Here is a 16,375-nt window from a genome sequence, read left to right as displayed (position 1 = left end):
AGGAGTCAGAGCATGGCCCGATTAGCCTCACCCATTGAGAATATTAAAGACTACTATACTGTGGTGGTGATCGGTTCCGGGTATGGCGGCGCCATCGCCGCCTCCCGCTTGGCGCGGGCCGGGCAACAGGTTTGCATCCTGGAACGGGGGAAAGAATTCCAACCGGGCGAATATCCGGACACCGAAGCCGAAGCCCTGTCTGAAATGCAAACCGATCTCCCCCAGAAGCATATCGGCCCCAAGACCGGCCTCTACGATTTCCGGGTCAATGAAGATATCAATGTGGTGCTGGGGTGCGGATTGGGGGGCACATCCCTGATCAATGCCAACGTTTGCCTGCCTCCCGAGCCTCGCATCTTTGATGATCCTTGCTGGCCTCAAGAGCTGCGCAATGATCTGGCAACTTTGGTGATGGATGGGCTCCGGCGCGCTGAGGAAATGCTTAAACCCACGCCATTCCCCGACGATTTCCCCAAGTTGAACAAGTTGCAGGCCTTGGAAAAATCGGCTGCTCATCTGAAGGAGAAATTCTATCGCCCGCCCATCAAAGTAACCTTCAAAGACGGCATCAATCATGTGGGGGTGGAGCAACAGGCCTGCAAGGTGTGCGGCGACTGCGTCTCGGGCTGTAACTACGCCGCCAAAAACACCTTGATCATGAATTACTTGCCTGATGCCAAAAATCATGGCGCCGAAATTTACACCCAGGTGGCGGTACGGCGCCTTGAGCGCCAAAATGGGCGTTGGCTGGTGCATTATCGGGTGCTGGAAGCAGGGCGGGAGATATTTGATGCCCCTGACATGTTTGTGAGCGCCGACCTGGTGATCTTGGGCGCCGGCGCCCTGGGTTCCACCGAAATCCTCCTGCGTTCGCGAGGCGCCGGCTTATCCCTGTCTGATCAGTTGGGGCAGCATTTCACCGGCAACGGTGATGTGTTGGGTTTCAGCTATAACGCCGACGTCGAGATCGACGGGGTCGGCTGGGGCCCCCGCCCGCCAGGGGAATTGCCGCCGGTGGGACCGACCATCACCGGCATCATCGATAAACGTCAATCGCCTCAATTGGAAGAAGGCCTGGTGATCGAGGAAGGAGCCATCCCCGGGGTGCTGGCAAAATTTATCCCCCAAACCATGGCCCTGGCGGCAAAATTAATGGGCCAGGACACCGACGCCGGCTTGCTGGACCTGGTCAGAGAAAAGGCCCGGGAACTGGACAGCCTGGTGCGGGGCCCTTATCACGGCGCTATCCGCAACACCCAAACCTACCTGGTTATGACCCATGACAATGCCGGCGGCCGCATGTATCTGGAAGATGACCGTCTGCGCATCGATTGGCCCGGGGTGGGTAGTCAACCCATCTTTGCGCGGGTCAATGACCTCCTGAAACAGGCAACCGTTCCCCTGGGCGGCACCTATCTGACCAACCCCATTTGGAGTCAGCTTTTCAAGCATGATCTGATCACCGTCCATCCATTGGGCGGCTGCCGCATGGCCGAAAATGCGGCCGATGGAGTGGTCAACCACAAGGGCCAGGTCTTCTCAGGCCAGACTGGCGCCGCAGTCTACGACAGCCTGTACGTGTGTGATGGCTCCATCATGCCCCGGTCACTGGGGGTGAACCCCCTGCTGACGATTTGCGCCCTGGCCGAGCGTTGCCTGGCGCGGTTGGCCCAGGACCGGGGCTGGACCATTAACTACCAGCTCCCTTCAGCTCCCAGCCAGGCGGCGGCGCCGGCCCGCCTGGGCCTGCAATTCACCGAAACCATGAAGGGTTATTTCTCCACCAAAGTTAAGGATGATTATGCCCAGGGAGCTCAGCAAGGCAAGGAGGACGGCTCCCCTTGCGAATTCACCCTCACTATCATCTCTGAGGATTCAGAGGACATGATTGCCAACCCCCAACACCGGGCCCGCATGCTGGGCACTCTTACTGGACCGGCCCTTTCGTCTCAACCCCTCACGGTTACCCAGGGAGAATTTAACCTGTTTATCGAGGACCCGGACCGTCCCGATACCCGGCAGATGCGTTATGGCATGAAGCTGGCCAGTACCGAGGGCAGGCAGTATTATTTTTACGGTTTCAAGGTGATCCACAACGATCCGGGATATGATGTGTGGGCGGATACTACTACCTTATATATCACCCTCTACGATGGCGACAGCCGCCAAAGCCCGGTCCTCGGAAAAGGCGTCTTGATCATTCAACCGGAAGATTTCCTGAGGCAAATGACCACCATGCAGGTGACCAACGCGGTGACCTCCACCCAGAGGTTGGAAGCTCTGGCCCGCTTCGGCCACTTCTTTGCGGGGGTATTGTATGACACTTATGGCGGCATTTTCGCCAACCCCATGGCGTTCAATCCGGAAGCCCCACCCCGGAAGAAAAGGCCCCTGCGGGTCGGGGCTCCCCAGGTCCATTCTTTCCCCACCCAAGACGGGGTGCAGCTTAAGCTCACCCGCTATCAGGGGGGAGATAAAGGTCCGGTGATTCTGTCCCACGGCCTGGGGGTATCCAGCTTAATTTTCTCGATGGACACCATCGACACCAATTTATTGGAGTATCTCTGGTCCCACGGCTATGATGTCTGGCTGCTGGATTACCGGGCCAGCATCGATCTGCCCGCGGCCGCGACTCAATTCACGGCTGACGATATTGCCACTTACGATTACCCCGCCGCGGTGGCCAAAGTCCAAGAATTGACCGGCGCCGACACGGTGCAGATGGTGGTCCATTGCTTCGGCTCCACCACCTTTTTCATGGCCATGCTCGCCGGACTCAAAGGGGTCCGGTCGGCGGTGTGTTCCCAAGTCGCCACCCATATGCAGGCCCCCATTTTGACGCGGCTCAAGACCGGTTTACACCTGCCCTCTTTTTTGGAAGCTCTGGGCGTGCCATCCCTGACCGCTTATACCGATACTCATGCCAACTGGCAGGATCGGCTTTATGACAAGTTCCTGCAGCTCTATCCGGTGGAAGCCGAAGAACGCTGCGACAGCGCCGTCTGTCATCGCATCACTTTTATGTATGGCCAGCTGTTCGAACATGACCAACTGAACAGTGCCACCCATAATGCTTTGCACGAAATGTTTGGCGTGGCCAACATCAGAGCCTTCGAGCATCTGGCCTTGATGACCCGCCAGGGGCATTTGGTGAGGGCTGACGGGGCCGAGATCTACCTCCCTCATTTGGAACGCCTGGCCCTTCCCATTACTTTTATTCATGGGGCGGAAAACCAGGTCTTTTTGCCGGAAAGCACGGAAATCACTTATAACCTGCTGCGGGAGCAAAATGGCAGCAATCTATACCAGCGCTATGTCATCCCCCATTACGGCCATATTGATTGCATCTTTGGGAAAAATGCCGTAGTGGATGTTTACCCGTTAGTTTTGCAACACTTGGAAGCTACGAAATAGCGGCCCGGGCAGGATGGTTGAATTGCGGCAATCTGACTGGCTTAATATCAAGTTACTCTTTATTTAAACCGCGAGGCAATCGTTATCAAAGGAGGAGGAAAATGCCTGACATTCGTTATGTCTGTCTGTCTGACATGCATCTTGGAGCCGAAACCAGTCTTTTAACCAATCTAAAAGTGGCGCAAAGTGAAGTCGACCCCTTGAGCCCAAGCCCGGTTCTGGCAAAACTGGTGGAATGCCTGCAATACCTCATCTCGCAAAACGAAGATAAAAGTAAAAAACCGATATTGGTTTTAAATGGAGATATTCTGGAACTTGCTTTAGCTGCAGAGCACAATGCCGCCATGACTTTCGAGCGCTTCATTGATCTGACCATGGACCAGGGCAAGGAACTTTTTGAAGAAATTATTTATAACCCCGGCAATCATGATCACCACCTGTGGGAGTCGGCTCGGGAAACGCAGTATGTCGATCATATCACTGCCACCAAGCCCTGGGGCGCAGAACTACCCTATCCCTGGCATGTTACCAATATTTTTAGCAACCCGGTTCCGGCCTACTTTTTGACCAGATTGATTCAGAGACGTCCCAACTTGAACAAGATGATTATCCAGACGGCCTTTCCGAACTTTGGGTTATTAAATCAGGATAGAACCAGGTGCGTCATCTTTCACCATGGCCATTTCATTGAATCGGTTTACCTGTTGATGAGCATTTTGAAGACGATGTTCTTTCCGGGTAGCGAAATACCTAAGGATATTTGGGGCATACAGAAAGAAAATTTTGCCTGGATCGATTTTCTCTGGTCGACTCTGGGTCGCTCCGGCGATGTGGGCAAGGGAGTAGGGCGGATTTATGAAAAACTGCGAAACCCGAAGCAAACCAGGAGACTCTTGACGAATCTGGCTAACGGTTTGGCCGCGAGATACGATCTTCCCGGTTGGGGAGACCGTATGGAGGCAAAGCTGCTTGAACTGGCCTTCAACATGGTGGCAGGTGCCATCGAAAACCTGGAACGAAGCATATCCGATACGGTATTAAGTGAGGATGCCGAGAAGGGGTTATGGGCTTATGTGGAAGGGCCTCTGTTGAAACAACTAAGCGAAGAATGGCAACGGATAACCGGAGAAGTCGACATCTCCAGGCTTAATAAACTAGCCTTCATCTTCGGACATACCCACAAGCCTTTCCAAGAAGACCTGAATTTTTCAGGATATCCCGGCTGGGTGGATGTCTATAACAGCGGGGGCTGGGTCGTGGATACGGTGGATAGTCAACCCCTGCATGGTGGGGCCGTTATCCTGATCGACGAGAACCTCGAGGCCACCTCTTTGCGGATGTACAATGAGACCAACGATAAATACGCGGTCAGTGTTCAAGAAGCACGCCATCCCGGGGATCAGCCTGGCGGTTTTCATACCCGGATGGCTCGGCTGGTCAATGGATCCCCTTCCCTCTGGCAGGCCTTTTCCGATACGGTGGCGCGGGCAGTGAACGTCAGGGAGCAGAATTTACGGGCCAGAATCAACAGTCCGAGCTAGCAAAAATCTCATGTCCGATTTCGCTTAAACATCCTGGACACCACTGCCACGTTTTGGCGCGACAAGAAGAGTTCCCGAGAGGAATTCTCGCAAATTCCGACAACAGCGGTTCCCCTGGAAGCCATTTGGTTTCAAGCGAAGGAAGAATAGCTGATCACTTGCCAAAGCCTTTCCTTATCACCCAACCAGCAAGAACCACATGAATGATCTACATAGTGCAATGCGGTTCTGGTGGGGGGTAAAATTCAAAAAATCTGCACCTAAAAATGAACTTTCTCAGCAGGACGAATTTTTTTGCTCCGCCCCCTTGTAAGAAAATTTCTGACAAAAGAATCAAAGAATACCCGATTTGCAATCTTGCCCTATTCCGATATCCTTTTCCATTATTGATTCCCTCCTTAGTTTGGCTGGAAAAATCGGTGGAATAATGACCGGGCCGCGGTATCCGGGTGTCTACCCTTGGAACCAGGCCCGTGTATGCGCTTTAAAACCCTGAACATAATCTTGGTTGAAGAGGAATCGCCATATGAAGACCGTATCGGAGAAGATCCGGGAGTTAAAGGAGAAAGAGGGGCAGATCAAGGCCATGGGTGGGGCCAAGGGCGTGGAGAAGCAGCACACCAGCGGCAAACTCACCGCTCGGGAGCGCCTCGACCTCTTTTTTGACCCGGGGACCTTCCGGGAGACCGATATCTTTGTGAAGCACCGCTGCGTCAATTTCGGCATGGAGAAGGTGGAGATCCCCGCTGACGGCGTGGTCACCGGCTTCGGCCAGGTGAACGGCCGCCCGGTCTTTGCCTTTGCCCAGGACTTTACCTCTCGCGCCGGTTCGCTGGGCGAGATGCACAGCAAAAAGATCTGCAAGATCATGGACCTGGCTTTGAAGTCCGGGGTGCCCTTCGTGGGCTTCAACGACTCAGGCGGAGCCCGTATCCAGGAAGGCGTGGACTCACTTTCCGCCTACGGCCAGATCTTCTACCGGAACGCTATCGCCAGCGGCGTCATTCCTCAGATATCCGCCATCATGGGACCCACCGCCGGAGGCGCAGTCTATTCCCCGGCCATGACCGATTTTATCTTCATGGTGAAGAACACTTCCTATATGTTCATCACCGGCCCCGACGTCATCAAGAGCGTCACCGGCGAGGAGATCACCTTTGAGGACTTAGGCGGCGCCATGGCCCACAACGCCAAGAGCGGTGTGGCCCAATTCGCCTGCGAGTCCGACGCTGACGCCATCGACCAAATCAAGCGTCTGCTCAGCTTTTTGCCCAGCAATAACATGGAAGACCCGCCCATCGCGGCGTGCACCGACCCCGCGGGCCGGGAGGATGCGGCCCTGGATAGCATTGTTCCGGACAGTGCCGGCCAATCCTACGACATGCATGACGTGATTGCCGCCATCGTGGACAATGGCGACTTCTTTGAGCCGCACCACTACTTTGCTCAAAACATCATTACCGCCTTTGCCCGTCTGAACGGCAGGCCTATCGGCATTATCGCCAATAACCCGCAGGTCATGGCGGGCTGCCTGGACGTGGACGCCGCGGACAAGGCCACACGCTTTATCCGCTTCTGCGATGCCTTCAATATCCCGCTTTTGACCATCGCCGACGTACCCGGATACCTGCCCGGCAGCGACCAGGAGTGGCAGGGCATTATCCGCCACGGCGCCAAGCTCCTGTGGTGCTACTCCGAGGCCACGGTGCCCAAAATCACCCTGGTGACCCGCAAGGACTACGGCGGCTCGTATCTGGCCATGTGTTCCCGGGATTTGGGCGCTGACATGGTAATCGCCTGGCCAACCGCCGAGATCGCGGTCATGGGGGCCTCGGGCGCGGCCAATGTCATCTTCCGCAAAGAGATTAAGGAAGCCGCGGACCCCAAGGCCAAGCGCCAGGAAATCATCGATAATTACGAAAACCTGCTCTATAACCCTTACATTGCCGCATCCCGGGGGTTTGTGGACCAGGTGATCGCCCCCCGGGAGACCCGGCCCCGGCTCATCGAGGCCTTGGAAATTCTCAGCACCAAGCGGGAGACCCTGCCAGCCAAGAAGCACGGCAATATCCCGGTCTAATGGGCAGTAGGGGCGAGCCCATAGGGTCGCCCAATTAAACAGGAGATTGGCAATGCCCTCAATCAAACCCCAAATCCTGGCCGCCATCAGCGGGGCCATATCGGCCTATATCGCCGACGAGGAGGCCTGTCAGGCTGCCGCGTTGGGACAGGCGGCACGGCCTATGGGCCCGCCGGTAAACCTCTGGGCCTTGGCGGGACGTCAGGAGGCCATGCAGCTCAGGCTCCTGATGCAGCGCCGGAGTTTGCGATAGTGTAGGGCGCGCCCTACGTTGACCGTTATAGGGCGGCCCGTGGCCGCCATCAAGGTGCGTGCGTGGCACGCCCTATAAGCTGAATGCTTTAAAGGAGCACATATGGCCGGAAAACACCCCATCAAATTTACAGACACTACCTTTCGTGACGGGCACCAGTCGCTGTTGGCGACTCGCATGCGGTCTGAAGACATCATTCCCTTCATGGAGCGCATGGACCAGATGGGCTACTTTGCCATCGAGGTCTGGGGCGGCGCCACCTTCGACACCACCCACCGTTTTCTGGGCGACGACCCCTGGGAGCGGATCCGCACCATCAAGGGGATTCTCAAAAAGACCCCCACCATGATGCTCCTGCGGGGCCAGAACCTGGTGGGCTACCGCAACTACGCCGACGATCTCACCTACCGTTTCGTGCGCTACACCGCCGAAGCCGGGGTGGACATCTTCCGGGTCTTCGACGCCTTGAACGACATGCGCAACTGGGAAGTGGCGGTCAAGGCCCTCATGGACGCCAAAAAGACCGGCCTCATGGCCCACTTCCAGGCCGCGGTGTGCTACAGCCTGACCCAGCGCCGCATGGGCGGCCCCATCTTCAACCTGGACTATTACGTCAACTTCGCCAAAAAGTCCGAGGACATGGGGGCCGACTCCTTTGTCCTCAAGGACATGGCCGGCATGTGTTCCCCCAACGACGCCTACGCCATCATCAAGGCGATCAAAGAGACCGTCAAGATCCCGATTGAGTTCCACACCCACTACACCAGCGGTTCCGGTTCCATGAGCTATTTAAAAGCCATTGAGGCCGGGGTGGACGTGGTGGATACCTGCCTGTCGCCCTTTGCTCTGCGCACTTCCCAGCCGGCCATCGAGCCGCTGGTGGTGGCGGTGGAAGGCACCGACCGTGAAACCGACATGAATCTACCCAAACTCATCGAGATCGGCTACGATCTGGAGAATGTGGCCAAGAAATATCGGGACCTGTTGGATACCTCTAAGATGGCCCCGATCGACACCGGCGTGCTGCTCCACCAGATTCCCGGCGGCATGTACTCCAACCTGGTGAACCAGCTCAAGGAGTTGGACGCCCTGGATCGCATCCACGAAGTCATGGATGAACTGCCCCAGACCCGGAAAGAGCTGGGTTACCCGCCGCTCGTGACCCCCACCAGCCAGATCGTGGGCATCCAGGCGGTGATGAACGTCTTGTTCGGGCGCTATAACAAGGTGACCGCCGAGACCCAGGGTCTGGCCTACGGCCTCTACGGCAAGACTCCGGCCCCCATGGACCTCGACGTGCAGAAGCTGATCCTCAAAGGCTACGAGCGGGGCGAAACCCCCACCACCGGACGCCCCGGGGACATCCTGGAGCCCGAGTGGGATAAGGCGGTGGCGGATACCAAGAGCATCGCCAAAAGCGAGGGCGACATCCTGATCTACGCCCTGTACCCCACCACCGGCATGCGCTTCCTGAAGTGGAAGTACGGGCTGGAGCCTATCCCCGCCGACGTTAAGGGGAAGACCCTGGAGCAGATTGCCTTGGAAGACGCAGTCTACACCAAGATCAAGCAGAAGAAGCTCTTCGCCAAGGTCAAGGAGTATCTGGATTCCCTGGAACAGGCCGCGCCGGAGAAGGGCTCGGGCCTCAGGAGCTTCAACGTCTTCGTGGACAATCAGTACTACCAGGTGGAGGTGGAGTGCACCTCAGGCGCCCCGGTGATCACCGGTGTGGCCCCCATGGCGGCACCGCGGCCTGCGGCCGCACCTGCGCCCGCAGCGGCTCCCAGACCCGCGGCGGCAGCTCCGGCGGCAGAAACTCTGGCCGCGGGGGACGTGCCGCTCAAGGCCCCCATGCCCGGGATGATCATCAGCTACAGTGTCAAGGTGGGCGATAAGGTCAACAACGGCGACCTGATCTGCGTGCTCGAAGCTATGAAGATGCAAAACTCGCTGCCGGCCCCGGCCAGCGGCGTGGTCAAGGCCATCAACTTCGAACCTGGCGCCTCCGTTGCCAAAGACGCCACCATTATGGTGATCGGAAAGTAGGATTTTCCGTTGGGCGGACTTATTCCGCCTCAACGCGCAGTTCCTCCAGTCCTGGTAAGGGGGGTCGGGAACAGCCGGCCCCCATCTCTAAACCGCAAGCTTAAGAAGAGACCTGTAGGGGCGGGTTTGAAACCTGCCCCTACGTGCTCACGACAACCATCACCAGACTGCCGGTGTCACCATCGAAGGCGGCCCAGTGGCCCCCCTAGTTTGATGCCTCCCGACCCGCCGCTGTTCAGCTCCCGTAGGGCGGGAAAGCGCAGCGCATCCCGCCTTTAGGACAGCATCCCCTCAGCTATTGTAGGTAAGCACTACCCGGGTGGCCTCACGGGGGTGCCGCAGGGCCAGGGTGCACAGGCTGACTGCATCAGCGCCGAGGTCGAAGTAGCGCCGGACGGCGTCCCTGCTGGTGACGCCGCCGCCCATGATCAAAAACAAGCTAACCTTGGGACGCAATTCCTGGTTGTACTTATAGGCCAGATCGAAGGCCGGGCCTCCGGAGACTCCACCTCCGCCCACTGCATCCAGGGGGGAGCATTGGAATGGAAAGACGATACAATAGGGAATGGTGTTCACGGCATGGAGGGCGTTGACCCCGATGTGTTCCAACTCCTGGGCGAACTCGTAGGGGTGGCAGATGCTGAGCTTGGCGATCAAAAACAGGGCGGGATAGAGGCTACGCACTTTCCGAGTGCACTGGATGGCCTGGACCACATTTTTAGCAATGGCTTCCTCGGAGTTGGGGCAGGAATAGTTGAGTTCCAGGGCCTTAAATAGAGGACCCAGACCGCGCTGATAGATTTCCACGGCCTCCAGGGTCTCTCGGATGGCCGTATCCGTGCCCTTGATGAACTCCGGATAGAGGTTGGGGATCACCATGAGCCCCCCATCGCAGGCCCGCCGGACATCCGCGGCGCAGGTTTCCGCCCCCTTGTTGGTAAGGCCATAGGCGTTGACCATGCCCATATCCGGGAGGCGCCGGATGTGTTTCCAGGTGAGGGGGTTGCCGGGGATAAAGTTCCCGCGGCGGGCAAAGCGCGTGGCGGATTTGGTGAACACCGTGGTGCCGGTATCCATAACCGTCTTGAGCAACTGACGGTACCCGGGCAGCAAGGTGTAGGGGAAGATACCGCGGCCGTCATGCCCCAGGGCGGTGGAGATGACCACGGGAGATATGGGGTTTTTGCCGGATTGCATGGTCGTGGGATTTATGTGGGCTGCGCCATGGCAATTTCTTCCACCACTTGACGGGCCGCGGCCACTTGAACATGAGCCTGACGGATGGGGCGGCCCACCACGATGTAGTCGGCGCCATTGCTGATGGCCTCAAAAGGCGTGACAATGCGCTTTTGGTCGTCTCCAGGTACCTCGGACCAGGCCGGGCGGATACCGGGGCAAACCGCCAGAAAATTTCGCCCACAGGCCTCCTTCACGGCCTTGACCTCCCGCCCCGAACAGACCACGCCGTGGCAGCCGGCCGCTTGGGCCATTTTGGCCTTGCGCACTACCAGGCTGGTGGGGTCCTGGGCAAACTGAACCTCAAAGCCCAGGGCCAGAAGGTCATCTGCAGTTATGCTGGTGAGAACGGTAACTGCCAATATTTTTGCGCCACCCGACGACTCCACAATTTTTTTCAACCCCGTAGGCCCTAGGTCGCTGGGGACTGTGAACAGTGCCAATCCGTGCACAATGGTGTGAAAGGCCCCCAAAACGGTAGCGGGGATATCGTATAACTTCAGGTCTAGAAAAATCCGATGACCGCCTACGATCTCAGCCAATTCCTGGAGCAAGCCCTGTCCCTCGGCCAAAAACAGCTCAAGCCCCACCTTGAAGAGCCCTACGTGATCACGAAGTTCGTGTACGCAGCTTAAGGCAGTCGCTTTATCTGGCACATCCAGAGCAAAAATCAACTGTTCTCGGGGAGTTAGCATGGTCGATAACTTCCTGTTCGGGTCAACTTGAGGGCAGTTTCCCCCCCTTTTTCAAAAACTATAGTCTAATCCGGTGCCTCTGGCAAGGCCTTAGGACTCAACACTTCGCTATCGACTATTGTTGATCGATCATGAGGCGCTGTTAGCAACCTCACAGATGACAAGGCTGGAATCCCCTTGACAATTTAAGGTGTTATGATAAAAACAAGTAATCGGGAGCGAAAAGTAATGGTAGTAAACGAAGTATCTAAAACAACACTGAGTGGTAACTTAGGTAACCTCGGCAAAAATCTCTTTGTTTTATTGATAAGTCTGATTCTGGTATTAAGTTTCTGTGAATTGGTCTTGCGAATTTATAATCCTCTGGGCTTCAGGATCAAAGGCAACAAACTTATCCTACCCATTAATAAAAAAGAAACCATCCATCATGAACACGGCTTGGGGAAACTGGACCAGGTCGTTATTCATCAGAGAAATTCTCTGGGCTTCCGCGGCCCGGAGCCGCCCGCGGATTTTGCCAAAGATCTGACCATAATCACTGTGGGGGGTAGTACCACCGAATGTTTCGATCTAGCCGAGGATAAGACTTGGCCTCATGATCTAGGCGTGCAGCTTAAGCGGGATTTCACCCATCTTTGGCTCAACAACGCCGGACTGAGCGGCAATTCCACCTTCGGGCATTACATCTTAATGCAGGATTACCTGGTGAAGTTGCAGCCCAAGGTGGCGCTCTTCCTGGTGGGAATTAACGACGTGGGGCTTCAGAGTGAACGCGATTTTGACGAGAGGATTCATGAGCTTAATTTCCGTTCCCTGGAACGCTTTCTGGCTTCCGCGGCGGTGCATAGCGAACTGGCCACCGCGGCCTTGAACCTGTACCGCTTCTATTTTCCCAAATCAGTTATGATTAACAACCAGAACGATCCCCAGGAGACCGATTTGAGGAAGCTTGCGCCATTTGAGGTCTCGAAAGAAGCGCAAGCCGCCATCATTAAAGATCATCAGGATCATTACGTGGGTCCGTATCGGCAGAGACTGGAAAAGCTCCTCGCTATTTGCCGAGAGCATAATATCATTCCGGTGTTGCTGACCCAGCCGGTGCTCTATGGCAAAAGTGTTGACCCAACCACCGGCGTCAATCTGGGGCACAAGTTTGTGGCCAAGGATATGGATGGCGCGACGGGCTGGCAGGTCTTGGAGTTATATAACGACGTTACCCGTCAGGTGGGGCGTGACCAAGGGGTCCTGGTGATCGATCTGGCCCGGGAGATGCCCAAGGATTCCCGCTACTATTACGACTTGATGCACTATACCAATGCCGGGGCAGATAAAATGGCGGATCTCATTGCCGGTCAACTAACACCGTTTTTGGCCCGGAAGTTCCCCCAGTATTATAAAGGTCCGGCTGCTCCCCACGCCGCCCCTTAGTCTTCTGACCTCGTCCTCATTTTCTTCTCTTGCAGGCAGGGCCCCCTTACGAAAATACGAAAATACGAAAAAGTCCCTGGCCCCTTTCCCCAAGGTCTTGTCTGTCTTATCGCCGCAGAAACTCCTCCACCTTCCGCAGATCTTCCGGGCTATCCACTTCCTGGGTATCCTTGTCCGTCTCCACGATGTGAATGGGGTAACCGTGCTCCAGGGCCCGAAGCTGCTCCAGCTTCTCGGCCTCTTCCCAGCGGCCGGCCGGCAGGTGTACGAATTCTTTGAGGAACTGCACCCGGTAGGCGTAGATGCCGATATGTTTGTAAAAATAGGCCTGTCCGCCGTCTCGCCAAAAAGGCAGGGGGCTCCGGGAGAAGTATAAAGCGCGGCCGGCCCGGTCGAAGACTGCCTTGACCACGTTGGGATTGGCCGCAGCCACAGCATCATTTATCTGCCGCACCGGCGTGACCATGACCACTTCCGGGTCCCGGTTGAGGACTTCGGCTAATCGGGAAATGAGATCCGGGGGAAAAACCGGCTGGTCCCCCTGGATATTGATGACGAGGTCATTGGGCGCCAGGTCAAGAAGCGTGGCGGCTTCGGCCAGGCGGTCGCTCCCTGAAGGGTGATCATCCCGGGTCATAACCACGTGCCCGCCGAAGGCCTCCACGCACCCCTTGATGCGCTTATCATCCGTGGCCACCCAGACCCCGTCTAATTCCTTCACCTGCATCGCCTGCTCATAAGTCCACTGAATCAAAGGCTTTCCCAGGATCGGCGCCAGGGGCTTCCCCGGAAAGCGCGTGGAGCCGAAGCGGGCAGGAATGATGGCCACCGTGGGCATCGGGTTTAACCTCCATTTTTTTCCCATCATAGTACCGTATTTGATGCAAACTAACCGAGAGATATTCTTGACTTCATAATTTCCATGCTTATTTTAAATACTTACAGAATTCCAATTCTTGGAACTATATTCGGAGGCAGAATACTTTGATACCCATCGATAAGTTAACCTACAAAGCCCAGGAGGTCCTGCAAGGGGGCCAGGAGCTGGCTCGGCAGTTGGGGAACCCCCAGATTGAGCCGGCCCACCTGCTCCGCACCCTCCTGGCCCAGGAAGAGGGCCTGATTCGGCCCCTCCTGAAGAAACTGGAGATCGACCCCGGAAAAGTCATCCAGGACGTGGATGACCTGCTGACCCGGCTGCCCAAAGTGAGCGGCGAGGCCCAGGTCTACCTTTCCCCTGGTTTGAATAAGGCCCTGGACGATGCGCTTAAACAGGCCGGCCAGATGAAAGATGAATATGTTTCCACCGAGCACCTCTTTTGGGCGTTGGCCGCGGACAAGGCCGGCGACGTGGGACGGCTGCTCCAGGCCCAAAAGGTCACCCCAGAAGCCATCCTCAAGGCCCTGGCTGACCTTCGGGGGTCCCAGCGCGTTACCGACCAGTCCCCGGAGGAGAAATTCCAGGCCCTGGAGAAATACGGCCGGGATTTGACCGAGATGGCCCGGACTGGCAAGCTGGACCCGGTCATCGGCCGGGACAGCGAAATCCGGCGGATTGTGCAGGTGCTCTCCCGGCGCACCAAGAACAACCCGGTGCTCATCGGCGAAGCCGGGGTGGGCAAAACCGCTATCGTGGAGGGTCTGGCCCAACGCATCGTCAACGGTGACGTGCCCGAAAGCCTGAAAGACAAGCGCTTGGTGGCCCTGGATTTAGGGGCGCTCATTGCCGGAGCCAAATTCCGGGGCGAATTCGAAGACCGTCTCAAGGCGGTGCTCAAGGAAGTCACCGAATCCAGCGGTCAGATCATCATGTTCATCGATGAGCTGCACACCCTGGTGGGCGCCGGGGCCGCGGAGGGGGCGATGGACGCCTCTAATATGCTCAAGCCCGCCCTGGCCCGGGGCGAGCTGCGCTGCGTGGGCGCCACTACCATCAACGAGTACCGCAAGTACATTGAAAAGGACGCGGCCCTGGAGCGCCGTTTCCAGCCCATCATGGTGGCCGAGCCCTCGGTGGAGGATACCATCGCCATCCTTAGGGGCCTGAAGGAAAAATACGAAGTGCACCACGGGGTGCGCATCAAGGATAGCGCCATCGTGGCCGCAGCCACGTTAAGTGACCGCTATATCACCGACCGGCAGTTGCCGGACAAGGCCGTGGACTCAATTGACGAGGCTGCGTCCAAATTGCGCATGGAGATCGACAGCCGGCCAGCAGAGATTGACGAGGTTGAGCGCAGAATCACCCAGGAGGAGATCGAGCGGGAGGCGTTGCGTAAGGAGCAAGACCCGGCTTCCAAAGACCGCCTGGAGAAGATCGAAAAATCGCTGGCCGACCTCAAGGAGAAGAGTGCGGCCCTGAAGGCCCGTTGGCAGCAGGAAAAAGAGGTCATCACCAAGATCCAGGCCATCAAGGAGCAGATCGAAAAGGCCAAGATCGACGCGGCCCACGCCGAGCGCATCGGCGATTTGGCCCGGGCCGCGGAGTTGACCTACGGCACGCTCCTCAACCTCCAGAAAGAGTTGGAGGAAGAGAACCGGAAGTTGACGGATATGCAGGCAAAAGGGGCCATGCTCAAAGAAGAGGTGGACGCCGAGGACGTGGCCGAAGTGGTGGCCAAGTGGTCCGGTATCCCTGTCACCCGGCTCCTGGAGGGTGAGAAGCAGAAGCTTCTGCACATGGAAGAGCGCCTGGCGGCCCGGGTGGTGGGTCAGGCGGAAGCGGTCCGGGCCGTGTCCAATGCGGTGCGCCGGGCTCGCTCCGGCCTGCAAGACCCCAACCGGCCCTTGGGCTCCTTTATCTTCCTGGGCCCCACCGGCGTGGGTAAGACCGAACTGGCCCGGGCGCTGGCCGAGTTCCTGTTCGACTCGGAAGCGGCCATGATCCGCCTGGACATGAGCGAATACATGGAGAAGCATACGGTCTCGCGCCTCATTGGCGCCCCGCCGGGCTACGTGGGCTACGATGAAGGAGGCCAGCTCACGGAAGCGGTGCGCCGCCGGCCCTACTCGGTGGTGTTGTTCGACGAGATCGAAAAGGCCCACCCGGAGGTGTTTAACTCGCTCCTCCAGATCCTGGACGACGGGCGGCTCACCGACGGCCACGGCCGTACCGTGGACTTTAAAAACACTATCGTTATCATGACCTCGAACATCGGCAGCCAGTATATCGCCGAGATTGCCGACGAAAAAGCCATGCGGGAGCGGGTTACGGATGCCCTGCGGCTCCATTTCAAGCCGGAGTTCCTGAACCGGGTGGACGATATTCTCATCTTTCACCGCCTCACCAAAGCGCAGCTGCGGAAGATCGTGGAGCTGCAAATGGTCCGTTTAACCAAGCGCTTGGAAGAGCGGCACCTCGCCCTGGAACTCACTGAGAAGGCGAAAGATTTCCTGGCCGACGCGGGCTACGACCCGGTCTACGGGGCGCGTCCCCTGCGGCGGGCCATCCAGCATTATCTGCAAGATAAGCTGGCGCCCATGCTGTTGTCCGGGGAATTCAAGGAAGGCGACACCGTCAAGGTGGACGCCGACCAAGACGGCCTGACCTTTGAGCAGCAGGAGGAGCTTAAGGTCGCAGCTAACTGACGAGCATCATTCAGGGGCGGGATTACCAGCCCTTGGGGCAACAATATACGGCCAGGGGCGGGTTTTGAAACCCGCCCCTACGTTTTTATAAGCA

General features: G+C 57.2%; 10 protein-coding genes. 7 read left to right on the top strand and 3 right to left on the bottom strand.

The genetic code is table 11. The features are described 5' to 3' along the window. The first annotated feature begins 12 nt into the window (after positions 1-12). From WC600_04250 to WC600_04230, 5 genes are all read left to right on the top strand, one after another. Positions 13-3,414 (top strand): alpha/beta fold hydrolase, encoded by a 3,402-nt coding sequence (locus tag WC600_04250; GenBank protein ID MFA4901937.1) that lies wholly within the window; start codon positions 13-15, stop codon positions 3,412-3,414. A 101-nt stretch (positions 3,415-3,515) separates the two neighbouring features. After that, a complete protein-coding gene (locus WC600_04245) occupies positions 3,516-4,955 on the top strand; it encodes a hypothetical protein (protein ID MFA4901936.1) in 1,440 nt (479 codons plus the stop codon). Between the two features lie 526 nt (positions 4,956-5,481). Beyond that, complete coding sequence (locus WC600_04240; GenBank protein ID MFA4901935.1) at positions 5,482-7,035, top strand: carboxyl transferase domain-containing protein; 1,554 nt, start codon at positions 5,482-5,484, stop codon at positions 7,033-7,035. 52 nt (positions 7,036-7,087) lie between these two features. Then, entirely contained in the window at positions 7,088-7,288 is a 201-nt protein-coding gene (locus tag WC600_04235) for a hypothetical protein (GenBank protein ID MFA4901934.1), read from the top strand. A gap of 102 nt (positions 7,289-7,390) precedes the next feature. Next, positions 7,391-9,334 carry a pyruvate carboxylase subunit B gene (locus WC600_04230; protein ID MFA4901933.1) on the top strand — a complete coding sequence of 648 codons (1,944 nt, stop codon included), beginning with the start codon at positions 7,391-7,393 and terminating at the stop codon, positions 9,332-9,334. A gap of 291 nt (positions 9,335-9,625) precedes the next feature. On the opposite strand, the gene WC600_04225 is transcribed toward WC600_04230, so the two are convergent. Beyond that, the gene (locus WC600_04225; GenBank protein ID MFA4901932.1) at positions 9,626-10,531 is read right to left on the bottom strand and encodes a hypothetical protein; all 906 of its coding nucleotides are present in this window, start codon (positions 10,529-10,531) and stop codon (positions 9,626-9,628) included. A gap of 11 nt (positions 10,532-10,542) precedes the next feature. Then, entirely contained in the window at positions 10,543-11,265 is a 723-nt protein-coding gene (pyrF, locus tag WC600_04220) for an orotidine-5'-phosphate decarboxylase (protein MFA4901931.1), read from the bottom strand. Positions 11,266-11,610: 345 nt separating this feature from the next. Here pyrF and WC600_04215 point away from each other — a divergent pair, with 345 nt between their 5' ends. Next, positions 11,611-12,693 (top strand): SGNH/GDSL hydrolase family protein, encoded by a 1,083-nt coding sequence (locus WC600_04215; GenBank protein MFA4901930.1) that lies wholly within the window; start codon positions 11,611-11,613, stop codon positions 12,691-12,693. 106 nt (positions 12,694-12,799) lie between these two features. Here WC600_04215 and kdsB read toward each other — a convergent pair whose 3' ends face one another. Beyond that, positions 12,800-13,531, bottom strand: coding sequence for a 3-deoxy-manno-octulosonate cytidylyltransferase (kdsB, locus tag WC600_04210; GenBank protein MFA4901929.1), 732 nt, complete (start codon positions 13,529-13,531; stop codon positions 12,800-12,802). Positions 13,532-13,677: 146 nt separating this feature from the next. On the opposite strand from kdsB, the gene clpB reads away from it, so the two are divergent. Next, positions 13,678-16,281, top strand: coding sequence for an ATP-dependent chaperone ClpB (gene clpB, locus WC600_04205; protein ID MFA4901928.1), 2,604 nt, complete (start codon positions 13,678-13,680; stop codon positions 16,279-16,281). The last annotated feature ends 94 nt before the right edge of the window (positions 16,282-16,375 follow it).

Source organism: Desulfobaccales bacterium (genome assembly GCA_041648175.1).
GTDB lineage: Bacteria > Desulfobacterota > Desulfobaccia > Desulfobaccales > 0-14-0-80-60-11 > 0-14-0-80-60-11.
This window is presented reverse-complemented; position numbering and strand designations above follow the sequence as displayed.

What these genes read in the sequence shown, in the direction of transcription:
- WC600_04250 (MFA4901937.1), top strand. Translation starts at nt 13, where the DNA reads ATGGCCCGATTAGCCTCACCCATTGAGAATATTAAAGACTACTATACT.
- WC600_04245 (MFA4901936.1), top strand. Translation starts at nt 3,516, where the DNA reads ATGCCTGACATTCGTTATGTCTGTCTGTCTGACATGCATCTTGGAGCC.
- WC600_04240 (MFA4901935.1), top strand. Translation starts at nt 5,482, where the DNA reads ATGAAGACCGTATCGGAGAAGATCCGGGAGTTAAAGGAGAAAGAGGGG.
- WC600_04235 (MFA4901934.1), top strand. Translation starts at nt 7,088, where the DNA reads ATGCCCTCAATCAAACCCCAAATCCTGGCCGCCATCAGCGGGGCCATA.
- WC600_04230 (MFA4901933.1), top strand. Translation starts at nt 7,391, where the DNA reads ATGGCCGGAAAACACCCCATCAAATTTACAGACACTACCTTTCGTGAC.
- WC600_04225 (MFA4901932.1), bottom strand. Translation starts at nt 10,531, where the DNA reads ATGCAATCCGGCAAAAACCCCATATCTCCCGTGGTCATCTCCACCGCC.
- pyrF (MFA4901931.1), bottom strand. Translation starts at nt 11,265, where the DNA reads ATGCTAACTCCCCGAGAACAGTTGATTTTTGCTCTGGATGTGCCAGAT.
- kdsB (MFA4901929.1), bottom strand. Translation starts at nt 13,531, where the DNA reads ATGCCCACGGTGGCCATCATTCCTGCCCGCTTCGGCTCCACGCGCTTT.